Annotated in this window: 21 protein-coding genes; 17 read left to right on the forward strand and 4 right to left on the reverse strand. The window is 28.8% G+C overall.

Annotated features, from left to right (window positions below):
- The first annotated feature begins 14 nt into the window (after nt 1-14).
- The 5 genes from gcvT to WG950_RS03420 all read left to right on the forward strand — a co-directional run bounded on the left by gcvT (nt 15) and on the right by WG950_RS03420 (nt 5,057).
- Nucleotides 15-1,100 carry a glycine cleavage system aminomethyltransferase GcvT gene (gene gcvT, locus WG950_RS03400; protein ID WP_340934155.1) on the forward strand — a complete coding sequence of 362 codons (1,086 nt, stop codon included), beginning with the start codon at nt 15-17 and terminating at the stop codon, nt 1,098-1,100.
- An 86-nt stretch (nt 1,101-1,186) separates the two neighbouring features.
- A complete protein-coding gene (locus WG950_RS03405; RefSeq protein WP_340934156.1) occupies nt 1,187-2,305 on the forward strand; it encodes an SDR family oxidoreductase in 1,119 nt (372 codons plus the stop codon).
- A gap of 16 nt (nt 2,306-2,321) precedes the next feature.
- Nucleotides 2,322-3,320 (forward strand): metal-dependent hydrolase, encoded by a 999-nt coding sequence (locus WG950_RS03410; protein WP_340934158.1) that lies wholly within the window; start codon nt 2,322-2,324, stop codon nt 3,318-3,320.
- Between the two features lie 73 nt (nt 3,321-3,393).
- Complete coding sequence (locus WG950_RS03415) at nt 3,394-4,188, forward strand: hypothetical protein (RefSeq protein WP_340934159.1); 795 nt, start codon at nt 3,394-3,396, stop codon at nt 4,186-4,188.
- Nucleotides 4,189-4,460: 272 nt separating this feature from the next.
- Nucleotides 4,461-5,057 carry an aspartyl/asparaginyl beta-hydroxylase domain-containing protein gene (locus WG950_RS03420; protein WP_340934160.1) on the forward strand — a complete coding sequence of 199 codons (597 nt, stop codon included), beginning with the start codon at nt 4,461-4,463 and terminating at the stop codon, nt 5,055-5,057.
- Between the two features lie 40 nt (nt 5,058-5,097).
- Here the strand turns inward: WG950_RS03420 and ychF are convergent, their stop codons facing one another.
- A complete protein-coding gene (ychF, locus tag WG950_RS03425) occupies nt 5,098-6,189 on the reverse strand; it encodes a redox-regulated ATPase YchF (protein ID WP_077809040.1) in 1,092 nt (363 codons plus the stop codon).
- A 150-nt stretch (nt 6,190-6,339) separates the two neighbouring features.
- On the opposite strand from ychF, the gene WG950_RS03430 reads away from it, so the two are divergent.
- On the forward strand, nt 6,340-6,600 hold the full coding sequence (locus tag WG950_RS03430; RefSeq protein WP_340934161.1) for a carboxypeptidase-like regulatory domain-containing protein: 261 nt from the start codon (nt 6,340-6,342) through the stop codon (nt 6,598-6,600).
- Between the two features lie 105 nt (nt 6,601-6,705).
- Nucleotides 6,706-7,842, forward strand: coding sequence for a hypothetical protein (locus WG950_RS03435; RefSeq protein WP_340934162.1), 1,137 nt, complete (start codon nt 6,706-6,708; stop codon nt 7,840-7,842).
- Between the two features lie 52 nt (nt 7,843-7,894).
- On the opposite strand, the gene WG950_RS03440 is transcribed toward WG950_RS03435, so the two are convergent.
- Nucleotides 7,895-8,245 carry a 4Fe-4S dicluster domain-containing protein gene (locus tag WG950_RS03440; protein ID WP_340934163.1) on the reverse strand — a complete coding sequence of 117 codons (351 nt, stop codon included), beginning with the start codon at nt 8,243-8,245 and terminating at the stop codon, nt 7,895-7,897.
- 69 nt (nt 8,246-8,314) lie between these two features.
- On the opposite strand from WG950_RS03440, the gene WG950_RS03445 reads away from it, so the two are divergent.
- The 9 genes from WG950_RS03445 to WG950_RS03485 all read left to right on the forward strand — a co-directional run bounded on the left by WG950_RS03445 (nt 8,315) and on the right by WG950_RS03485 (nt 17,926).
- On the forward strand, nt 8,315-9,376 hold the full coding sequence (locus WG950_RS03445) for an acyl-CoA reductase (protein ID WP_340934164.1): 1,062 nt from the start codon (nt 8,315-8,317) through the stop codon (nt 9,374-9,376).
- Between the two features lie 25 nt (nt 9,377-9,401).
- On the forward strand, nt 9,402-10,469 hold the full coding sequence (gene serC / locus WG950_RS03450; protein ID WP_340934165.1) for a 3-phosphoserine/phosphohydroxythreonine transaminase: 1,068 nt from the start codon (nt 9,402-9,404) through the stop codon (nt 10,467-10,469).
- A gap of 52 nt (nt 10,470-10,521) precedes the next feature.
- A complete protein-coding gene (locus tag WG950_RS03455) occupies nt 10,522-11,472 on the forward strand; it encodes a D-2-hydroxyacid dehydrogenase (protein WP_340934166.1) in 951 nt (316 codons plus the stop codon).
- A gap of 3 nt (nt 11,473-11,475) precedes the next feature.
- Nucleotides 11,476-12,714 carry a DUF1015 domain-containing protein gene (locus WG950_RS03460; protein ID WP_340934167.1) on the forward strand — a complete coding sequence of 413 codons (1,239 nt, stop codon included), beginning with the start codon at nt 11,476-11,478 and terminating at the stop codon, nt 12,712-12,714.
- Nucleotide 12,715: 1 nt separating this feature from the next.
- Nucleotides 12,716-13,384, forward strand: coding sequence for a YggS family pyridoxal phosphate-dependent enzyme (locus WG950_RS03465; RefSeq protein ID WP_077809033.1), 669 nt, complete (start codon nt 12,716-12,718; stop codon nt 13,382-13,384).
- Nucleotides 13,385-13,409: 25 nt separating this feature from the next.
- Complete coding sequence (locus tag WG950_RS03470) at nt 13,410-14,504, forward strand: 3'-5' exonuclease (protein ID WP_077809032.1); 1,095 nt, start codon at nt 13,410-13,412, stop codon at nt 14,502-14,504.
- Entirely contained in the window at nt 14,491-16,452 is a 1,962-nt protein-coding gene (locus WG950_RS03475) for a hypothetical protein (RefSeq protein ID WP_340934168.1), read from the forward strand. The genes WG950_RS03470 and WG950_RS03475 overlap by 14 nt, the downstream gene beginning before the upstream one ends.
- A 149-nt stretch (nt 16,453-16,601) precedes the next feature.
- Nucleotides 16,602-17,132 carry an RNA polymerase sigma factor gene (locus WG950_RS03480; RefSeq protein ID WP_340934169.1) on the forward strand — a complete coding sequence of 177 codons (531 nt, stop codon included), beginning with the start codon at nt 16,602-16,604 and terminating at the stop codon, nt 17,130-17,132.
- A 2-nt stretch (nt 17,133-17,134) separates the two neighbouring features.
- Nucleotides 17,135-17,926: an anti-sigma factor gene (locus tag WG950_RS03485; RefSeq protein WP_340934170.1), complete on the forward strand. Its 792-nt coding sequence runs from the start codon at nt 17,135-17,137 to the stop codon at nt 17,924-17,926.
- 16 nt (nt 17,927-17,942) lie between these two features.
- Here the strand turns inward: WG950_RS03485 and recG are convergent, their stop codons facing one another.
- Together recG and WG950_RS03495 are read right to left on the reverse strand one after the other, a co-directional pair.
- Nucleotides 17,943-20,039 (reverse strand): ATP-dependent DNA helicase RecG, encoded by a 2,097-nt coding sequence (gene recG / locus WG950_RS03490; RefSeq protein ID WP_340934171.1) that lies wholly within the window; start codon nt 20,037-20,039, stop codon nt 17,943-17,945.
- A gap of 68 nt (nt 20,040-20,107) precedes the next feature.
- Nucleotides 20,108-23,209: a DUF11 domain-containing protein gene (locus WG950_RS03495; protein ID WP_340934172.1), complete on the reverse strand. Its 3,102-nt coding sequence runs from the start codon at nt 23,207-23,209 to the stop codon at nt 20,108-20,110.
- A 432-nt stretch (nt 23,210-23,641) separates the two neighbouring features.
- Here WG950_RS03495 and WG950_RS03500 point away from each other — a divergent pair, with 432 nt between their 5' ends.
- Nucleotides 23,642-24,859 (forward strand): RsmB/NOP family class I SAM-dependent RNA methyltransferase, encoded by a 1,218-nt coding sequence (locus WG950_RS03500; protein WP_340934173.1) that lies wholly within the window; start codon nt 23,642-23,644, stop codon nt 24,857-24,859.
- Nucleotides 24,860-24,917 lie beyond the last annotated feature (58 nt).

A 24,917-nucleotide genomic window follows, 5' to 3' on the forward strand; every position in this document is an offset into this window, starting at 1 on the left:
TAAGAAATCTATACATGAAAAATATTGCATTACATTCAGTTCACGAAAAATTAGGCGCTAAAATGGTACCTTTTGCTGGTTACAATATGCCGGTTCAATACGAAGGCGTTACTGCAGAACATTTAACGGTAAGAGAATCTGTTGGTGTTTTTGACGTAAGCCATATGGGTGAGTTTTTAGTTTCTGGTGAAAATGCTTTGGCACTTATACAAAAAGTAACTTCTAATGATGCTTCTAAATTAGAAATTGGAGATGCACAATATAGCTGTTTACCGAATACTGAAAACGGTATTATAGATGATTTAATTTGTTACAGAATTAAAGAAAACGAATATCTTTTAGTGGTAAATGCATCTAACATAGAAAAAGACTGGAACTGGATTTCTTCTTACAATAAAGAATTTAATGCTGATTTAAGAGACTTATCAGAAGATTATTCTTTACTAGCTATTCAAGGTCCAAAGGCTGTTGATGCAATGCAATCTTTATCTTCTTTAGATTTATCTGAAATACCATTTTATAAATTTAAAATTGGTGATTTTGCAGGTATCGAAAATGTAATTATTTCTGCTACGGGTTATACCGGTTCTGGTGGTTTTGAAATCTATTGCAAAAATGAAGAAGTAGAACAAATTTGGAATAGAGTTTTCTTAGCTGGTGCAGAATTTGGTATAAAACCAATTGGTTTAGCTGCAAGAGATACTTTAAGAACAGAAATGGGTTATTGTTTATACGGTAATGATATAGACGATACTACTTCGCCAATAGAAGCAGGTTTAGGTTGGATTACAAAGTTTTCTAAAGATTTTGTAAATTCTGAAGCTTTGGCAAAACAAAAAGCAGAAAAACCAACAAAAAAATTAGTTGCTTTTGAATTAAATGAAAGAGGTATACCAAGACAAGGTTATGATATTGTTGATGTTGAAGGTAACGTAATTGGTAACGTAACTTCTGGTACCATGAGCCCTAGTTTAAATAAAGGTATTGGTTTAGGATATGTACCCACAAATATTGCAAAAAGTGGTACTCGAATTAATATTCAAATTCGAAAAAAAATAATACCAGCCACAATTGTAAAACTACCTTTTTATAAAGGATAAATATTTTAGAAAAACCTCACATATTTGTGAGGTTTTTTAGTTTAAAGAACTAATTTCACTTTTTAATTACTTCAAAAAAAAATTATATGAATTGTTTATTAACTGGCGGTACAGGAATTGTTGGTAGTCACATTATATTCGAATGGTTACGCAAAGCTATTGTAGATAAAACAGTTAATCATCTTTATGTAGTAATTCGAGCTCACGAAAAAACTGCAGAAGAAAGACTTTTAGCAATTCTTAAAGATAAATCTCGTCCTGAGTTTTTGAATAATTTTACAATAGAAGCTTGTTTAGAAAAAATCACCGTTATTTCTCATGATCTAGAATCTATAGATCAAACGGTTTTAAACAAATATAATTTCGATACTGTTATACATTGTGCAGGCTCTACAAGTTTATTACACACAACAGATTCTAAACAAATTGTTCATGCTCAAAATTATTTAGTAACTAAAAATCTTTTAGAAGAACTACCTAAAAATGTAAAACGATTTTTATACATAAGTACTGCATATTCATTTGGTATTCAAGATAAAAAAGTAAACGACACTATTGATAATTATAACGTCACAAATTTTAGAAATCCGTATGAGAAATCTAAATATGAAAGTGAATTTTATGTAAAAGAAACCTGCAAATTAAAAAATATAGACGCACAAATATTAAGACCAAGTATTATTTGCGGTAGATTATTAGATGCACCTTTTTTTGAAACTCCTAAATTTGATGTATTTTATTCTTGGGCAATCTTTTTAGACAAGTACGCTAAAAAATCTAAAAATAATTTTAGAATTTGGATTGATAAAGAAAGTGGTTTAAACATCGTTCCTGTAGATTTTGTTTCTAAAGCAATTTTACATGCTTTTTTAAATCCGACTATAAAAGAACTAAACATAGTAAACCCTAAACAAATTCTGCACAAAAATTATGTAGGTAGCGTTTTAGAATCTTTTAAAATAAATTCTTACGAATACGTTTCTGAAAAGCCAGAAAACCTTAATAGTTTTGAACAGCTTTACTACAAAAGTATTGGTAATCTTTTTGAAAAATATGTTTCTGTACCAGATTTGCAGTTTAAATCTACCTTAATTTTAAAGTTTATTGAAGAATTAAAATTAGACATAACACTTGGTGTGCATGAAAACTTTATGAACTTAATTGACTTTTCCGTCGAAAAAAAATTTAGAAAAAGTTATTACTAATTAAAACTCTAAACCTATGGATTCTTTAACTCAAATAGTCTTAGGCGCTGCTGTTGGTGAAGCCGTATTAGGCAAAAAAATTGGCAATAAAGCAATGTTGTATGGTGCTATTGCAGGCACAATACCAGATTTAGACGTAATTTCTAGCTTTTTTACAGATACCGTAACTGCTTTAGAAATCCATAGAGGTTTTACTCATTCTATTTTGTTCTCTGTAATATTTGCTCCAATTTTTGCTCTTGTAGTTTTAAAATTCGAGAAATATAAAAATTTTAAAGATTGGACTTTGCTCTTTTTTTGGGCCTTTATAACACATCCTATTTTAGATGCACAAACAACTTGGGGTACACAACTATTTTGGCCTTTAGATATAAGATTAGCATTTAAAAATGTTTTTGTTGTAGACCCACTATATACATTACCTTTTATCATTTTTGTGCTTTTAGCAATGTTTCAAAAAAGAACTTCTAAAAAGAGAAAAACTTATAATAATTTAGGGTTGATAATAAGTACTTCTTATTTAGCTATTACCTTAATTTTAAAAGGTCTTTCTTACAAGAAATTCACCAAAGAGCTAAATAATCAAAACATTATCTATTCTAAAATTGCAACCAAACCTGCGCCCTTAAATACCATATTATGGTCTGCAAACGTAGAAACTAAAAATACTTTTTTAATTGGGCATTCATCTTTTTTTGATAAAAACCCAATCAAATTTTCGCATTATCCCAAGAATCATCACTTATTAGGAAATTTAAAAAATAATAAAAAAGTAAAACGAATGATTTCAATTTCTAAAGGTTGGTACACTATTAACAAACAAAATTCTGATTTATATTTTAATGATTTAAGATTCGGAACTCTAAGCATGCGTCAAAATGCAGAAAATTTTGTTTTTAAGTATAAAATTAATGTTGATGAAAACGAGAACGTAACTTTTATAGAAGTAAAAAAAGATAAAAATGATGCTAAAAACCTAATGTCTGATCTTTGGATGAGAATTAAAGGAAATTAGTCTTAAAATTTTGTAAGGCTTTGAGCATAAAAACGATTAATCATTTTTAAATTAAATTTTCAATTAAACTAACATGAAGAAATTACTTTTTACAGCCATTATTGGTGCTGCAATTATTACAGGTTGCAAACAACAACCTAAAACCGAAAAAACAACAGAAATAGTTAAAAAAGAAACTGTTTCTAAAAATTTTGCTGAAGTTATAGAAACTGCACACAAAAAAGATATTTTCTTAGCAAAAGAAGCTATACAATACGATGCTGTTATAAATTTTGGAGGAAATGAAATTTTAAACGCTAACATTACCGTTTCTACTTCTTCTGATATTGCTAAAATAGCATATAAAAAAGGTGATGAAATCTATGTTAACAAACAAGATATTTTTGTTTCTGATGGATTAAAAGCAAATCCTGGAGTGCGTTTTCATGCCTATACTTGGAATTATTTTTTCCTATTTCCTTATAAGTTAAACGACAACGGTACAAAGTGGGATTTTAATCATAAAACAGAAGAAGCTAACAATAACTTAAAAACGGCTAAACTAAGTTTTGAGGCAAATACAGGTGATGCACCAGATGATTGGTATGTTGTTTATAAAAATAACGAAACTGATTTACTAGAACACGTTGCATATATTGTAACTGCTGGTAAAACTAAAGAAGCTGCAGAAGCAGATCCTCATGCTATAAAATATACAGATTATACAGAAATAGAAGGTATTTCTATTGCTACAAATTGGGATTTCTACGGATGGAATTCTAAAGATGGTTTAACAGATAAAATTGGAAATGCTAAAATTACAAACATAAAATTTGTTGAAGGTTTTAGAGATAGTTTTTCTATTCCAGAGAATTATATCAAGAAATAAATATCTATTTCCTATAATTTAAAAATCTCATTATCTATTTACAGATAATGAGATTTTTTATTTTTAATCTGTAAAATCATTTACTAATTATACCTTATTAATTTTAAATAGAAACTCCTTTATCAATCAACAAAATAAGTTTTTACATTAGATATTTATTTACAGATTAAAATGACTTAAATAGCGATTATTAAAATTCACGTATTTATACTCATTTTTATCTTTATTATAACCTCTATTTTCGAGTAGTAAATAATTTTAAGTATAAATTTATGGAGACTCAGAATAAAATTTTAGAAATAACTAAAGACAGAGTACAACTGCCTTTTAATTTTGATATTGAAAAACTATCGCAAGAAGCAAAAATTTTATGCCATGAAGATTTTGTTTATTATAATGTAATCCAATTACGAGGTCCTGCTCATATAGTAGATTCGTCTTTACCTTTTCCGCCACCTGCGAAAGATTATGCCGATGGTTCTTGGACAAAATGGCTAAATACAAAGTCTTTAGAAAAATCAGTATATCTAAAAAGTATTGTTGAAAAATTTCAAAAAAATACAACAGTAACTTTAGTTAGATTATTAAGGCTTGCACCATATTCTGAAGTAAAAGAACACACAGACCCAACTTTAGGACTAACGGTAGAAAAATCTGTAATTAGAATTACAATACCTATTTTAAATAATGATAAAATGGTTTTTAATCTAAACAAAACACCTGTAAATATGAAACCGGGCGAATGTTGGTATTTAGATTTAACAAAGCCTCATCAAATTACTAACAATTGTAATGAAGAACGCATAAACTTAACAATAGACATGATACCTAATGATTGGTTGAAAAACTTGATAAAAAAATCCCAATAATTTCTTATTGGGATTTTTAATAATTTTATTTAAAAAGTAATTATACGTTAAATCTAAAGTGCATTACATCACCATCTTTTACAATATAATCTTTACCTTCTACTCTCATTTTACCAGCTTCTTTCACTTTAGCTTCGCTACCAAAAGTAACATAATCTTCATAAGAAATTGTTTCTGCTCTAATAAAGCCTTTTTCAAAATCTGTATGAATTACTCCTGCTGCTTGTGGTGCAGTAGAACCAATAGGTATTGTCCAAGCTCTAACTTCTTTTACACCTGCTGTAAAGTACGTTTGTAAATTTAATAATTTATACGCAGAACGAACTAACCTAGAAACACCAGCTTCTTCTAAACCAATATCAGCTAAAAACATTTGTCTTTCTTCGTAATCGTCTAATTCTGTTATATCTGCCTCTGTACCAACAGCTAATACAATTACTTCTGCATCTTCTTCTTTTACAGCTTCTTTTACTTTTTCAACATATTCGTTACCAGAAACTGCAGAACCTTCATCTACATTACAAACATATAACACAGGTTTTGCCGTAATAAACTGCAAAGATTGTACAAATTCTATTTCTTTTTCAGAAAAATCTAAAGCTCTAACAGAAGTACCTTGTAATAAAGTTTCTTCAATTTTTAATAAAACAACCAATTCTGCTTGCGCTTCTTTATTACCAGTTTTAGCAGTTCTTTTTACTCTTTCTAGTCTTTTTTGAACTGTTTCTAAATCTTTTAATTGTAATTCGATGTCAATTGTTTCTTTATCTCTAACAGGATCAATAGAATTATCTACATGAATAATATTATCATTATCAAAACAACGCAAAACGTGTAAAATTGCATCTGTTTCTCTAATATTTGCTAAGAATTGATTTCCTAAACCCTCTCCTTTACTTGCTCCTTTTACCAAACCTGCAATATCTACTATTTCTACTGTAGCTGGTAAAACTCGCTCTGGATTCACAAGTTCTTCTAACTTTTCTATTCTTTTATCTGGCACATTTACTACACCTAAATTAGGTTCGATTGTACAAAAAGGAAAGTTGGCACTTTGCGCTTTTGCATTAGATAAACAATTAAATAAGGTTGATTTTCCTACGTTTGGTAATCCTACAATTCCGGCTTTCATGTGTAATAAATTTAATAAAAGAAAGATTTAACCTAATTTTTGTTAATCTTTCATAAATTTTTGAGAGTGCAAATATAATACTTTGTTAAACTTTTTAAGGTTTTATTTTACAATAATAAAAAATGATACTTTTAGAAATAAAAGCATCCTATGAAAATAAAATTACACCTATTTTTAACAGTTTTAATTGTTAATTTCTCTTTAAACGCCCAAAAAATTTCTGGTTACGTATTTTCGAAAACTTCTAATAAACCAATTGATCGTGTTGCAATTATAACAAACAATAAAACAGGTACAGTAAGCGATAAATTTGGCAATTATAATTTACAACTTAAAAATGCTACAAAAATCACTTTCTCTTCTTTGGGTTATCAATCTTTAACATTGACTATTAATGATTTAATCAACTAAAAATACAAAGTCTACTTATTAGAAAATATAAATCAATTAGCAGAGATAGAGCTAAAATTTGATAAAATATCCTTAGAAAATTTAATACAGAAAACTTTAGACAGTATGCGTAAAAATTATATTACTTTTAGTAATAAACAAGATATATATGTTTACGAAAATCAAAAAATAGATTTTAACAAACTAGAATTAGATTTAGAATCTAGCTCTCTACTTAATAAACAAAATAGAAAATTGGCACAAATAGACTTTGAAAATTTTTCTAAAAATTTAAAAAATATAAGCCCTGAGTTTTCTAAGGAATTTTATGCTAAGATTAATACACAAAGTATAAAACCAAAAAAGACTAATAAAAAAGTTTCTATTGTTAAGGTTGATAATGTCGAAGGATATCGAAAAAAAGAATTGTCTAATGGCATAACCTTAAATAATATTCAAAATAAAATTCAGAATATTGTTTTAACACATTTAGATAAAAATAAAACATATAAAGTAAAAACAGGATTGTTTAAAGTTGAAGACTCTTTATCTTTTAAAGAGGTTTCTAAAAAAACCGATTCTCTAAAAAACGACAATTCTTTTGGCAATTTTAGAATAACAAATAACAAAAGAACTATAGAAAATAAAGGTTCGTTTTTTTTAAATAATGACGAAAACAACTTTTTAAACCGCAAATTTTACAGTCAATATTTAGAAAAAAGCGAAATTATAAATGGTAGCAAAATGTACGTTATATCGTATAAACCTAAAAAATCTAAAGCAAAATATTCCGGAAAAATATATATTAATCCTGTTAATTTTAGCATACAAAAAATAATTTATCAATACGCAAAAGGAAAACGAGGTGAACATGTAAATTTAAAATGGCTTTTAGGTATTAAATATTCAGAAAACGAAGATGCCACTACTCTATTTTATGAAAAAGACAAAAATGGTAGCGTTTACGCTTCTTATCTAAAACAGGAAATAAAAAACTATGCGTACATAAATAGACCTATAAAATTTATTGAAAACTCAAAAAATAGAGAAAAAATAAAATTCAATATTAAAGTAGAAGTTAATCTAAATGATGTAACAGAAGTTTTATTAAACGAGCCGACAAAAACACTAAATAAAAATCTAATACCTTACACAAAAGAAGATTTCAAAAAAAAATCTACTTATATTTCTCATGAAAAACACAACGCATCGTCATGGAAAAACAGACAGCTAATAATAAATTATTTAGAAAAGAATTCATAAAAAAATCCTGAGTAAAAAACTCAGGATTTTAAAATTTTATACTTAAAAAAGATTAATCGTTGTGTAAAAACTTTTGTTTTGCTAACAATTCTTCTTCAGTTTCTACATTATCATCATCTGGTACACAACAATCTACAGGACAAACTGCTGCACATTGTGGCTCTTCATGAAAACCTTTACATTCTGTACATTTATCTGCTACAATATAGTAAACTTCATCAGAAATTGGTTCTTGATCTTCATCTGCATTTACTGTTTTACCATTTGGTAACACTGCGCTTCCCGATAAATCTGTTCCGTCAGAATATTTCCAATCGTCTGCGCCTTCATAAATTGCTGTGTTAGGACATTCTGGTTCACAAGCACCACAATTTATACATTCATCTGTTATTATAATTGCCATAATTTTCTTTTCTGTTTTGTACCTTTGCAATTGCAAAAATAACGCCAAAAATAGTTACAACCAAAATAAATGGATAGTATTCAAAATAGAATTACTGCTTTTGTAAAATTAGGAGCATTTTTAAGTCAGTTTTCTCAAGAAAAAATAGCAAAAAAAGAAAGTGTAGAATTTAACGATCTTTTTTTTGATGGATTTAAACATCAAATAAAATTAGCTCAAGAAAATAATACTTGGTTTACTAAAGATAATATTTTATTCTCTTTAGAAAGTTGGTCTAATGCATTAACAAAAAACAACTTAGAAGAATGGGTTTCTAAAAATTCGATAAACGATGCTACTGCTAAAACTGTGGCAATCGTAATGGCAGGTAATATTCCTTTGGTTGGTTTTCATGATTTTTTATCAGTATTAATATCAGGAAATGCAGTTTTGGTTAAACAATCTTCTAATGATAAACATTTGCTACCTTTTTTAGCCAAGTATTTAGAATATGTAAATTCTAGTTTTAAAGGAAACATCTCTTTTACAGAGCAGAAATTAGAAAATTTTGACGCAGTAATTGCTACTGGTAGCGACAACACGGCTCGTTACTTTGAATATTACTTTAAAAACAAACCAAATATCATCAGAAAAAGTAGAAATTCTGTAGCGGTTTTAACAGGTAAAGAAACTGAAGAAGATTTTGCGAAATTATCTAATGATGTTTTTCAATATTTTGGTTTAGGTTGTAGAAGTGTTTCTAAACTATATGTGCCAAAAGATTATAAATTTGATGCTTTTTTTACAGGAATGTATGCTAAAAAAGACATTATAGGCAATGCAAAATATGCCAATAATTACGATTATAACAAAGCTGTTTATTTAATGAGCGAGTTTGATTTATTAGAAAATGGTTTTTTAATGATTAAAGAAGATGAAAGCTACGCATCTCCTATTGCCACAATATTTTACGAATATTATGACAACGAAATAGATTTAAAAATTAAACTACATCAAGATAAAGAAAAAATTCAATGTATTGTTGCAAACAACTTTATAGAAAATGAAATTGCTTTTGGCGAAACTCAGAATCCTAAATTATGGGATTATGCAGACGGAATTAATACATTAGAATTCTTATCTAAAATATAAAACAACAACACAACCAACTATAAAAATGAAAAAGCATAATTTTAGCGCAGGACCTTGTATTTTACCAGATGAAGTTCTTAAAAAAGCATCTGAAGCAATTTTAAATTTTAATGATGATAATTTATCTTTAATCGAAATTTCTCACAGAAGCGAATCTTTTGTAAACGTTATAGAAAAAGCGAGATCTTTAGCTCTAGAATTATTAGGTTTAGAAAATAAAGGCTACAAAGCTTTGTTTTTACAAGGTGGCGCTAGTTTAGAGTTTTTAATGGTTGCTTATAATTTATTAAACAAAAAAGCTGCGTATTTAAATACGGGTACTTGGTCTAACAAAGCTATAACAGAAGCAAAAGCTTTTGGCGAGTTAATAGAAGTTGGTTCTTCTAAAGATAAAGGTTTTTCTTACATTCCTAAAGAATATAATATCCCAGAAGATGTAGATTATTTTCATTGCACAAGTAATAATACTGTTGCTGGTACACAAATGAAAACTTTTCCAGAAACAAATGTTCCTTTAGTTTGTGACATGAGCTCAGATATTTTTTCTAGGCAATTAGATTTCGAAAAGTTCGATTTAATTTATGCAGGTGCTCAAAAAAACATGGGTCCAGCGGGTGCAACTTTAGTTGTTATTAAAGAAGAAATTTTAGGAAAAGTAGAAAGACACATTCCTTCTATGTTAAATTATCAAGTACATATAGATAAAGATAGTATGTTTAATACACCTTCTGTATTTGCTGTTTATGTTTCTATGTTAACTTTGCAATGGCTTAAAGATTTAGGCGGAATTCCATTTATTGAAAAAGTAAATGCTAAAAAAGCCGATTTATTGTATTCAGAAATTGATAGAAATCCGTTTTTCGAAGGAATTGTAGCTAAAGAAGATAGAAGTATTATGAATGCAACTTTTAACATTACAGATGATTCTTTAAAAGAAGCTTTTGATAAAATGTGGAAAGAAGCTGGTATAAATGGCTTAAACGGACACAGAAGTGTTGGTGGTTATAGAGCAAGCATGTACAACGCATTACCTTTATATAGTGTACAGGTTTTGGTAGATGTAATGCAAGAATTTGAGAGAAATCAAAAATAAAATACAAACCGTTCTTATTTAATTACAAATTTGAACAGACTGAAATAAAAGAATGAAAATATTAGCAAATGACGGTATTTCTAACAGCGGAATAGACGCTTTAGAAAAAGGAGGTTTTGAAGTATTAACTACTAAAGTTGCACAAAATCAATTAGAAAACTTTATAAACGATAATAATATTGATGCAATATTGGTTAAAAATAATACGCAAGTAAGACAAGAGTTAATAGAAGCTTGCCCAAGTATTAAATTGATTGGTATTAGTGGTGTAAATACAGATAATGTAGATGTAGAATTTGCAGAAGATAATGGTTTACACGTTATAAATACACCAAACGCAACAGCAAATGCTGTAGCAGAATTGGTTTTTGCACATTTATTCGGAATGGCAAGGTTTTTACACTCTTCTAACAGAGAAATGCCTTTAGAAGGCGATACTCGCTTTAAAGATTTAAAGAAAGCTTATGCAAGCGGTTTAGAGTTGCGCGGAAAAACATTAGGTATTATCGGTTTTGAAAAAACAGGACAAGCTGTTGCTAAAATTGCATTAGCTTTGGGTATGAATGTAATTGCTTCGGATGATAGAATTACAGGAGCACCAATTTCTATAGATTTTTTTAACGGTCAAAAAGTTACTATTAATATAGAAACTATAGATAAAGATGATGTTCTAGAAGCATCTGATTTTATTACTTTACATGCACCAGCACAAGAAGAATACATTATTAGCGGTGTAGAAATTGAAAAAATGAAAGATGGTGTAGGAATCATCAATACTGCAAAAGGAGGTATTTTACACGAAGTAGATTTAGTAAAAGCTATAGAAAGTGGTAAAGTACAATTTGCTGGTTTAGATGTTTTTGAAACAGAGCCAACACCTGCGGTACAATTATTAATGAATCCGGAGATCTCTTTATCACCAAACATTGGTTCAGAAAGTATAGACGCACAAGAAAGAATTGGTGCAGAATTAGCATCTCAAATTATTGCACTTTTAAGATAAAATATGGCAATTGTTAAACCTTTTAAAGCGGTAAGAGCTAAAAGAGATAAAGCAGCTTTGGTTTCTTCTAAATCTTATGAAGTTTATACACCAGAAATGCTAAATTCTAAATTAGCTTTTAATCCGTATACATTTTTGCACGTTATAAATCCTGGTTATAAATATCACAAACAAGATATTACAGGAGAGTTACGCTTTAAATTGGTTCATAACAGATATTTAGAATTTAAAGAAGACGAAATTTTCTTTCAAGATGAATTACCTGGTTTTTACATTTATCAAAAAATTACTGCAACAAATTCTTTCTGCGGAATAATCTCTGCAACTTCTGTAGAAGATTATCATAACGATGTTATAAAAAAACACGAAGGTACTTTAAAAGAAAGAGAACTGTTGTTTGAAAATTATTTAAAAAACACTGGTTTTAATGCAGAACCAGTGCTTTTAACATATCCAGACAATGATGATATATCATCAATAATAAAAAAATACACTAAAGAAAGAGCAGAATACGAGTTTTCATCAACAGATAAAACTTCTCATCTTTTGTGGGTTGTTAATGATAAGACAGATGTTGCAAAGATAGAACAAGGTTTTAAAGAGGTTGATACGTTATATATTGCCGATGGTCATCATAGATCAACATCTTCTTGTTTGTTGGCAGATCGACTAGCAAAAGAAAACCCAAATCATACAGGTAAAGAAGCTTATAACTTTTTTATGAGTTATTTGTTACCAGAAAGTCAATTAAGTATTTACGAATTTAATCGATTTATCAAAGACTTAAACGGCCTTACTCCGCATGAATTTTTAATAGAATTAGACACTATTTTTAGAATAGAAAACAGAAAACAAGAGTTGTACAAACCAAAAGAGAAACACCATTTTAGCATGTATCTTAATGGAGAGTTTTATGCTTTATACTTGCGCAAATCTTTATATAATTTTACAGATTCTTTAAGTAAATTAGATGCCCAAATATTATATACAACGGTTTTAAAACCAATTTTGGGTATAGAAGACATCAGAAACGATTCTAAAATAGTATATTCACAAGATAAATCTGATAGTTTAGAATTGAAAACAAAAGTAGATTCTGGCGAGTTTAAAGTTTCTTTTGGCATGTTACCAACAACCATATCAGAATTAAAAGAAATAGTAGATGCTGGTTTGTTGATGCCTCCAAAAACTACCTATATAGAACCAAAATTAAGAAGTGCATTAACTATTTACGAATTTTAAAATGATTACAGAAAATCTAAATCAAATAAAAGAAAGTTTACCAAGTTCTGTAACTTTAGTTGCTGTTTCTAAAACAAAGCCAGTAGAAGACTTACAGGAAGCATATGATGCTGGTCAGCGTATTTTTGGTGAAAATAAAATTCAAGAAATGGTAAACAAATTCGAGGTTTTACCAAAAGACATTAAATGGCACATGATTGGCCATTTGCAAAGCAATAAAGTTAAATACATGGCTAGTTTTGTAGATTTAATTCATGGTGTAGATAAATTTAAGACACTTAAAGAAATAGATAAGCAAGCCAAAAAAAATAACAGAGTAATTAATTGTCTATTACAAGCCAAAATAGCAAAGGAAGAAACTAAATTTGGTTTATCTTTTGATGAAATTGAAAAAATATTAATTTCTGAAGAATTACAAAATTTAAAAAATATTAAAATTGTAGGTTTCATGGGAATGGCTACATTTACAGATAACAAGAAACAACTAGAAGAAGAGTTTTTATCATTAAAAGCCTTTTTTAACAAACATAAAACTGCTACAATTAAAGACAATTGCAAGTTAGAAACTCTTTCTATGGGAATGAGTGGCGATTATAACTTAGCTATCGATTGTGGTAGTACTATGATTAGAGTAGGAAGTTCTATCTTTGGTAATAGAAACTACAACTAATTAATTGCTTAAAAAGATATAGAATTTGTACGTTATACTAGACATTGAAACAACAGGAGGTAAATTTAATGAAGAAGGCATTACAGAAATTGCTATTTATAAATTTGACGGACACTCGGTTGTAGATCAATTTATTAGTCTTGTTAATCCTGAAAAAGAAATCCAAAAATTTGTTGTAAAACTTACCGGTATAAACAACAAAATGCTACAAAATGCACCTAAATTTTATGAGGTTGCTAAAAGGATTATAGAAATTACTACAGATTGTACTTTAGTTGCGCATAATGCTGCTTTTGATTATAGAATTTTAAGCACCGAGTTTGATAGATTAGGTTATGATTTTAATAGAAATACACTTTGTACTGTAGAATTAAGTCAGAAACTAATATTAGATCAACCTTCTTATAGCTTAGGTAAATTAACAAAAGCCTTAGGTATACCAATGACAGATAGACATAGAGCTTCTGGTGACGCATTGGCGACCGTGCAACTTTTTAAACTTCTGTTAGAGAAAGACATCGACAAATCTATTATTCAAAATTCTGTAAAATACCACGACAAAAGAGTTGAAAAAGAGAGGTTACAGAAACTTATCGATTCTGTACCAAAAGAACAAGGTTTATTTTACATTCATGATGCAAAAGGCAAAGTGATTTTTTTAGGTCGTGGCAAAAATGTAAAAGCAGAAGTAAATAAATTGTTTTTAAAACAAACACGTAGAGCGGTAAAAATTCAAGATAGAGCTGCTGCAATTTCTTTCGAAAAAACTGGCAACGATTTATTTACTAGACTTAAATATTATATAGAATTAGATATACTTTCACCAAAATTTAACTTCAGAAAAAAAAGAAAACCAAACTTACGCGAGTTTAACAACGAAGATTTTTTAATTTATGAAAAAGGAAGAGAAGTCGAAGAGCACGCTGTTATACTTGTAGAAAACAAAGAGGTTTTTGGTTATGGTTATACAAATTTAGCTTATCAAGAAAATCGTTTAGATATTTTAAAATCTGTATTAACACCAATAGAAGATAAAAACCTTGCAAAAACTATTGTTAAAAACTACTTAAATACAAGCTCTGTTAAAAAAATTGTTAGACTTTCAAATGAAAAAGATTAAAATTTTACTACTACTATTACTTACACACACATCTATTAACATTGCACAAGCAAAAAAATCTACTAAACTAGGTAAAACTACACTCAAAGAATTAAAAATGTCTATTTATGACAAAGATTCTACTGCCGCTGCTGTAGTTTTATATGAACATGCCAATGTTTATCTAGATCCAAATAACGATTATAATACTAGAACAGATTATTATTACAGAATTAAAATCTTTAATAAATCTGCCTTCGATTTAGCAAATATTAGCATCGATTTATACAAAAAAGAAAGATTAGTTGATTTAAAAGCAATTACATACAATATCAATGATGATTCTAGAATTGTAAAAAATAATCTTATGGATAAAGATGTTTTTACTATCGAAAATAGTGAAAGCTGGAAAACTAAAAAATTTACACTTTCTAAAATTAAAGAAGGTAGTGTTATCGAATATAAATACAGTGTTTTATCGCCATATTTAGGTTTAGACGATTGGACTTTTCAATCTGAAATACCAAAAATTAAAAGTGAATTTGACGCAGCTGTTTTGGGTAATTATAAATACCATGTTCGATTAATTGGCTATTTAAATTTAGACAAAGATAATCCATCTATAAAAAAGAAATGTGTTTATATAGATGGCGTTGGCGAAGGTGCATGTATTATATATTCTTATGGTATGAATAACGTACCGGCCTTTAAAAAAGAAGAATATATGCTAAGTAAGAAAAATTATTTGGCAAGAATTACTTTCGATTTAATCTCATACACAGATGTGAGAGGTGATAAAACAAGCTACACAACTACTTGGAAAAAAGCAGACAAAAAGTTAAAAGCTCAATTTTTTAACAATCAAACTTCAAAGAAGAGTTTTTTTAGAAAAAATTTACCAGAAAATTTATTCTCAATAGAAAATGAACTTAAAAAAGCAAAAGAAATTTACAAGTTTATTCAAAATCATTATACATGGAATGATAAAAATTGGACCAATGAAGACGCAAAAGTAAAAACAGCTTTTAATGAAAAATCTGGCAATGTTGGCGAAATAAACGTATCACTTTATAATAGTTTAACGGCTGCAAACATAAACACAAATTTAGTTGTATTATCAACAAGAAATAATGGTATCCCGACAAAACTACATCCTGTTATTTATGATTATAATTACGTAATCGTTAAAGTAAATATCGATGATAAAGATTATTATTTAGATGCTACTGATAAATTTTTACCCTTTGGCTTGGTTCCGATAAGAACTTTAAACGGAGAAGCAAGGGTTATAAATTATGAAAAAGAAGGAAACTGGACTTATTTAGAGCCAACGATAAATTCAAATAAAAATATAAATAGTAAACTTACTTTAAATGCAGAAGGTGTATTTACTGGAAACTTATTTATAAGAAAAACAGGATATTACGCACAAAAACAAAGAAAAAAACTAGCAAGTTTATCAAAAGATTCATACTTAGATGAAGTAGAATCTAAACATGTTGATCTAGAAGTAGAAGACTATAAAGTTGTTTCTAAAGATTTAATTGAGAAACCTATTACAGAAGTTTTTAAAGTTAAGATCTTTATGAATGAAGATTTAGGAAACACGGCTAGAATTAACCCTTTTATTTTTGAAAGAATAAATGTGAATCCTTTTAAATTAAAAGAAAGAAATTATCCGGTAGATTTCGCACACCCTTTTAAAAGTACTTTTTCATTAAGTTTAACAATTCCAAAAGAATATAAAGTATCTAAATTACCGAAAAACAAAGCAATTGCATTACCTAATAAAGGAGGTACGTTTATTATAAAGTCAGAACAAAAAGATAATACAATAAATTTATATGTTAGCTTTAGTATCAATAGAAAAACATATACGAGTGAAGAATATTTCGCTTTAAAAGAATATTTTAAACAAATAATTATTGCCGAAAACTCTTTTATTCTATTAGAAAAAAATAAAGTTTAACAGTTTAAGAAGATTAAAAATAAAAACTACTGACCCACAAACAGTTAAGCTTAAAAATTGATTTTAAAAATAGTAAACAGCTATTTTAAAAATGTTAATATTTGTTAAATTATCAATTATATTTAATAGATTAGCAATTAATAGAAATTATGAATTTAGATAAACTAGTTATAGATTTTCAACAAAAGGATGTAAAAGCCTATGAAAAACTTTACAATATGTATTGTAATAGTATTTCTGGTGTTGTTAATACTATCGTAAAAAATGACGATGTTGCCCAAGAAATAACACAAGATGTTTTTATAAAAGCTTGGAACAAATCTGATTCTTACTCCTCTAAAAAAGGTAGATTTTTTACTTGGATTTTAAATATAGCAAGAAATGCAGCTATAGATTACACTCGTTCTAAGAAGTTTAAGCAGTCGAAACAAAACCTTAACTCAGATTTTTTCGTAGATATATTAGAAACAAGTGATAATCTAAATAATTCTACAGATGCAATAGGCATTAAAGAGTTTGTAAAAAACCTTGGTGATAAATGTAAATCTGTAATAGAATTGTTATTCTTTAAAGGCTACACACAAAAAGAAGCATCAGAAGAATTAGACATACCACTTGGTACAGTAAAAACACGCAATAGAAATTGTATTGCAGAATTAAGAACAATGGTAGGCGTTTAATAATGGATATACAAAAATACATAGAATCAGGAATTTTAGAACTGTATGTAGCAGGCTCTCTCTCTGAAAAAGAGAATGAAGAAGTGTACAATGCAGTTAAAAAAAGCCCAGAACTTTTGGCCGAAGTTACCTCAATAGAAAATGCTATTGTAAAATTAACTGCTGCTGCAAAAAAAGATTCAACTTATTTATTTACAGATATTTTAAAGGGCATAAATAATAACGATACAAAAGTAATTAAAATTGCAGAACGCAAAACTAACTGGACTCAGTTTACTGGTTGGGCAGCTGCTGTACTTTTAGGAAGTACATTAATTTGGTCTATTTCTAAAAACAATAAATTACAAGAACAAGTTGCATCAGAAAAAGTACAACTTGAAGAACAAATAGAGAAAGCTTCTAATAGTTTAGCAGAAGCAGAAAAACTAATTACAGTTTTTAGAGATAAAGAAATTATATCAGTACCACTAGACGGACAGAAAGTTTCTCCGGATTCTTACGCTAAAGTTTATTGGGACAAGAAAACAAAAAGTATTTATTTAGATGCTAAAGGATTACCAGAACCACCAAAAGGTAAAGTTTACCAGGTTTGGTCTTTAAAAATGAGTCCTTTAACACCTACAAGTTTAGGTACAATCGATACTTTTACAGCAGATACTAATAAGATTTTCACTATTGAAAACGCAAATGAATCTGAAGCGTTTGGTATTACTTTAGAAGATGAAGGTGGTAGCGAGTCTCCAACTTTAGAGCAATTATATGCTTTAGGTGCTGTGGTAGCTTCTACTCCGTAAAAAATGAACTAAAAGTTTAACTTATATTTGACCAAATCTTAGATGATTTGGTCATTTTTATATATGCTTGTTTTATTGGTAAGTTTTCTTCTTTCGATAAATTACTATCATCTTGTAAAACAGAAATAGCTGTATTTCTAGCGGCAACCAAAATTTTAGAATCTTTGACTACATCTGCTATTTTAAGATTTAAAACACCACTTTGTTGCGTTCCCATAATATTTCCCGGACCTCTTAATTTTAAATCTACTTCAGCAATTTTAAATCCATCGGTGGTATCTACCATTGTTTTAAGACGTGTTTTAGCTTCTTCAGATAATTTATAACTAGATAGTAAAATACAATAACTTTGATCTGCACCTCTACCTACTCTTCCTCTTAGTTGATGCAATTGTGAAAGTCCAAATCTTTCGGAACTTTCAATAATCATTACACTCGCATTAGGCACATTAACCCCAACCTCTATAACAGTTGTGGCTACCATGATTTGTGTTTCGCCTTTTACAAAACGTTGCATTTCAAATTCTTTATCAGCAGGTTTCATTTTACCATGTACAATACTTATTTGGTATTTTGGTGATGGAAATTCTCTTGCAACACTTTCATAACCATCCATTAAATCTTTATAATCCATAGCTTCGGATTCTTCTATTAACGGATACACTAAATAAACCTGCCTGCCTTTATCTATTTCATCTTTCATAAATTTAAAAACAGACAATCTATTGCTATCAAACCTGTGTACAGTTTTAACTTCTTTTCTGCCAGGAGGCAACTCATCAATTACAGATATGTCTAAATCACCATAAACAGACATTGCTAAAGTTCTAGGAATTGGTGTAGCCGTCATTACTAAAATATGAGGTGGCAATGTATTTTTTGCCCATAATTTAGCTCTTTGCTTAACTCCGAATCTGTGTTGCTCATCAATAATTGCTATTCCTAAGTTTTTAAAAACAACTTTATCTTCTAACAAAGCATGTGTACCTACTAATATATGTAAAGTGCCATCTTCTAAATTTTGATGAATTTCTCTTCTTTTTTTTGTTTTTACAGAACCTGTTAATATATCTACCTTTACATTTAAGCCTTCTAATAATTCTGATACTGCTGTAAAATGTTGATTTGCTAAAATTTCTGTTGGCGCCATAATGGTTGCTTGATAGCCGTTATCGATAGCTAAAAGCATCGATAAAATTGCAACAATTGTTTTACCAGAACCAACATCGCCTTGTAAAAGTCTGTTCATGTGTGCTGCAGAGGCAACATCTTTTCTAATTTCTTTTAAAACTCTTTTTTGTGCATTTGTTAAGTCAAAAGGAAGTTTTTCTGAATAAAAATTATTAAAAATTGGTCCTACATTTTCAAATACAAAACCTTTAATTTTTGTTTTATTAATTAGCTTTTTTCTAACTAATTGTAATTGAATAAAAAATAATTCTTCAAATTTTAATCTGCTTTGTGCTTTGGCTAAACTTTCTTGATTTTTAGGGAAATGAGCATTTAAAAGTGCCTCTCTTTTGGGCATTAACTTGTATTCTTCTAAAATATCTTTAGATAAACTCTCTGTAATAATATCAAACGCCTGTTGAATTAGATTTTGCACATAACCTCGAATCATTTTATTAGAAACACCCGAATTTACTAATTTTTCTGTGGAATGATAAACAGGTTGCATTTTGCTTTGCAACTTTTTTTTATAATCTTTAACCAATTCTAAATCTGGGTGCGGAATACTAAAATTACCATTATAATGGTTTAATTTACCGTAAACCACGTATGGCTCGTTAATTTTTAAAGCATCTTTAATCCATTTTTGCCCTTTAAACCAAACTAGTTCCATGGTGCCAGTAGCGTCTTGAAATGTTGCCACTAACCTACTTCCTCTTTTTTGAGCCACAGATTTTACTCTAGTAATCTTACCAACAATTTGAACTTCTGCTGTACTTGGTTGTAAATCTTTTATTGCGTAAAAAGTAGTTTTATCTATGTATCTAAAAGGATAAAAATTAAGTAAATCATTACATGTTTTAATACCCAATTCTGTATACAAAAGAGCAGCTCTTTGCACACTTACACCTTTAATATATGTTATTGGATAATCTAAATTCAAAATTAATTTTTAGGAGTAACGAAAATACAGATTATCCTTTAAAACTAATATAGAATTTTTCGTATTATTTAATCATCAGAATTTGCAATGGAATCGAATTCATTTTGTGCATTGTTAAATGTAAAAACTTCTGTTTTATTTATCTTTAAAATACCTTTTTCTATAATGTTTGATGCTAATTTTAAGGTAAACGATTCGCCTTGTTTTATTTGAACCGTTCCAAAACTCCATAAGCCAGTTTCTGGATTGTATAATGTATTATTTGGAATAGAAGAAGAACTTTCATTATAGGTCAATCCTTCTGGTAAAACATCTTTTACAACAACATTATTCGCAATTAAACCTCCGTTATTTGTAATCGTAATATTAAAAATTACGGTCTCGCCAAGTTTAACAACAGGATTTTCTACAGTTTTAACAATAGATAAATCTATAAAACAAGAGTAATTATCTAAATTATCACGAACTGCTGGTGTTATTCTTTGAGAAGCCAAAACACCATTTAACAATGGAATGCCTAAACTTGTTCCTACAGATGTTTCTGCAATTGTTCCAAAATTATTATTTACCAAATCATCAAAAATAAAATTCCCTGCACCCTCAATAGCATCCGGACATCCATCACCATCGGCATCTGTATCATGTTGATCTATAATTCCGTCTAAATCTAAATCAAATCTATCATCTACTCCGTCTAAATTAGAATCTACAAAACCAGGAGTATCAGAATCTTTGTAATCTAAAATTGTGTCTCCGTCTGAATCTAAAATAGGATTTATACCTCCGTTTTCTTCAGCATCAATAATACCATCATTATCATCATCTAAATCATTAACATCAAGCACTGTATCTTTATCTGTGTCTAAACAAAACTCAAAACCAGCACCTGTTGCGCCTCGCGTGTCTACAAAAGCACCGTAAATATCTAAATCATTATTATCTGTTAGATCTAAATTTGTATTTACGTCTACCAATTTTGCAACAGTAATTTGAATTCCGTAATATTTCTGTGTGGTTTCAAAACCTAAATTATAAATTCCGTTAGGTGTTCCTCCTAAAAGATTAATTAAAACAGTTAAATCAATTAAGTCTGAACCAGAAGCAGATTCTAGTACATTACCATTTTGGTCTAAAGTTTCTATAGTTATACTATCAAACAAAGAAACTTCTACTATTGAAGAATTTGATTTAACTACAAAACCTGCAGTAGAATTTGCTGGATAAGCATTTGTAGCGTCTCTAACTGCCAAACTACCAGTTGCAGCAACACCTGCTGTAATATTTATTGATGCAAAATCTGAATTTGAAGCAGATAATATCGCGTCTGTATTAGAAACATTACAGCCTACACAAACTAAACCAGAAACGCCAGATTTTGAATAATCTACATAAGTAGAAAATTCTGGCGAATTCAAGTAATAGGTTTCGCTACAGGCTAATTCTTTAGTACACAATTTTTTTATCGTAGAATTATAAATTCTAAAAACACCTAAATTTGCACCTACCGTTGTATTAAACTCTAATCTTACTTCATCAAAAATATTAGAAGTAACCATACCAATTGTTTGCTTATTTAACCCCACTAAAAGTGGTGCACTTAAAAGTATATTAGCGCCGCTAACACTATCACCAGTTGCAACCCCATTTAAGTAGGTAGATAATGAAATGTTATTTAAAAGATTTACATCTAATAAAGTTGCTGTTTCAATTTCGAAACCTACAAATTGAGGCCCTGAATATTCTTGCAAAACATCATAAACACCAATTTCTAGACTAGAAATTACACCAACGCTTAAATCTATTTCGGCATAATCTGTAGTATCTGAATTTATAATATTATCGATATTATCTATGGTTCCGCCAGCAGCAACCAAACCATTGCTATTTACAGTAGAGATTTCTACCGGATGATTTGAATTAACCCAAGAAACTTGCTCATTACAGTTAAAAGGATTGCTAACGCAATATTTTTTTACAACAGGATAATTCACTTGAATTTCACCTAAATTTACACCAATTGGTTGTGAAACAGTTATTCTAATTTCATCATAAGGCTTTGTTGTAACAAAACCTACATTTTGAGTGTCTGAACTTAATAATGGTAGATTTACCAAAGCGTTGTAATTAGAATTATCTTCTTGAAAAACATTATCTAAATATGTAGAAATAGTGATGTTACCAATTACATCTGCGGTTAATAAATTAGCCGAAGTTATGTTAAAACCAGCATAAGTATTTGATGAGAAAGGAGTAACAACACCTGTTGAAAAATCTGCTTGTTTTGCTATTGAAATATATGAAGTTGCTAGAACACCTACCCCAACTAAACCTGCATTTAAAGTTGCATGATTTGTTAAATCTGAATCAATTAAAAATTCTTGATTTTGAATAACATCACCTAATAAAGACACATTAACACCTGTTACACCCACATCTACAACTTCTACTGGAAATTGTGGATTTGTAATTGTATTTACATCATTACAAGTTAAAGAAGTTGAATTTTCTTGATAGAGTTTTATAAATGGATAGAAAACATCTAAACTACCTGTTTTAAGCAAATCTCCGCCAAATACAATTTCTATTGTTCTAAAATTACCCGTAGTAACAAAACCTACATTAGTAGCATTACTAAAATCTAGTGCCGATATTAAACTGCCTTCTAAATTATAAGTATCTACAATATCTCCATTTACATCTCTTGTTCTAATAGCAGTATTATTACTTAACAAACTTAATAGTGAAGCATTTCTAATTCTAAAACCAGCATATGAACCTGCAGGAATATCTTCTGTAGGATATGTAATTGATAAAACCTCAGCATCACCACCTAATAAAATTGATGCTCTAGAAAAATTATCGGTATCGCCATCAATTACATTTGCTCCGTTTCCTGTCCAATCATCTATACAACTTCCAATGATTGGGCAAAATTCAGTGCCTGTAACGGTTAATGAAGTAAAATTTGTAGTATCATTTATTAAAGGTACAATCGTATTTTTAGGCAATAAACTAATATCGTTTACTGCAGGGTTTATTTTGTTGGTAGATATTTTTAAAGAAGCTAAATCTTTACTTAGTAAACTAGATTTTTCTGAAAAAGAAAAAAGAATCGTAGTTTTTAAAACTAAAAAAAATACCATCAAAATTTTAATAATCTCTTTTTTCATGTCGAGAGTTTTAGAATTAATTAGAATAATTTAAAGTAACAGGGAATTCATTTTATTGTTGGGGAAACAATAAGATGATCATATACAAGCCTTGAAAAAGCTAATATTTGGATCTAAAAAACTATTGAAGTACTAAATAAAATTTAGGAAGGAAACTCTTGTAAAGTTTTCGAAAACTCATTTATAACGATATTTTCGTTTTCTAAATTTAAAATCGAAGAATTCAACAAACTATATCTACAATTTGTTAAAATGTTACATGCTATGCTTTTCATCTATATGGAGGATTAAGAATTAAACAAATATAATACAAATTAAACAATAAACCAAGACTTCTTTATTATGTGTATTTTAATTTAAAATAATATTAATGTTAAAACTAGAATCTAGTAATAGATATTTGTAACTTTGCCCCTTGTACAAAATTATAAAATGAGATTACATAGAAATTTAACTTTTGCTGTAATAGACAGTATTAGAGATATATTTAACGAAGGTGTTTATGCTGATAAAGCTGTAGAAAAAGCCTTAAAAAGAGACAAACGTTGGGGCGCAAGAGACCGTAAATTTGTTGCAGAAACAATTTACGACATTGTAAGATGGAATAGACTTTATGCAGAAATTGCCGAAGTAAAAGTACCTTATGATAGAGATAATATTTGGAGACTCTTTTCTGTTTGGTGTATTCTAAGAGGAATTGCTTTACCAGACTGGAACCAAATTGGTGATGTACCAGAAAGAAGAATTAAAGGTCGTTTTGCAGAACTTTCTAAAACAAGAAAATTTAGAGAATCTATACCAGATTGGATGGATGAATTATGCGAAAAAGAATTAGGAAATGAAGTTTGGACCAAAGAAATTGCCGCTTTAAACGAGCAAGCAAAAGTTATTTTAAGAACTAATACTTTAAACATTTCTAAAGAATTACTTCAAAAAAAGTTACGAGCAGAAAACGTAATTACAGAATTTGTACCAAATCATCCAGATGCATTGGTATTACCAGAAAGAGCAAATGTGTTTAAAACAGAAGCTTTTCACAATGGTTTTTTTGAAGTTCAAGATGCTTCTTCTCAGTTGGTTGCTGCTTATTTAGATGTTAAACCCGGTATGAAAGTAGTAGATACTTGTGCAGGTGCTGGTGGTAAAACTTTACATTTATCTGCTTTAATGAAAAACAAAGGGCAAGTTATTGCTATGGATATTTACGAAAGCAAACTACGTAAACTAAAAGTAAGAGCAAAAAGAAACAAGGCCCACAATATAGATTTAAGAGTTATCGACTCTACAAAACCTATAAAAAAATTACACGGTAAAGCAGATAGAGTTTTAATAGATGCACCATGTTCTGGATTAGGTGTTATTAGAAGAAACCCAGATTCTAAATGGAAATTACAACCAGAATTTATAGATAATATTAAAAAAGTTCAACAAGACGTTTTACAACAATATTCTAAAATGGTTAAACCAGGCGGAAAAATGGTGTATGCTACTTGTTCTATACTTCCTTCAGAAAATCAAGATCAAGTTAATAATTTCTTAACATCAGAAGCAGGAAAAGACTTTACTTTTGTAAAAGATAAAAAAGTTTTAGCTCAAATTTCTGGTTTCGACGGATTTTATATGGCGCTTTTAGAAAAAAAACAAGCTTAATATATTGCTAGTATTAAGGTTTAATTGCAGAAAAAGAAATATCTATTTTTTAATTTTT

Source organism: Polaribacter marinaquae, from assembly GCF_038019025.1.
GTDB classification, from domain to species: domain Bacteria; phylum Bacteroidota; class Bacteroidia; order Flavobacteriales; family Flavobacteriaceae; genus Polaribacter; species Polaribacter marinaquae.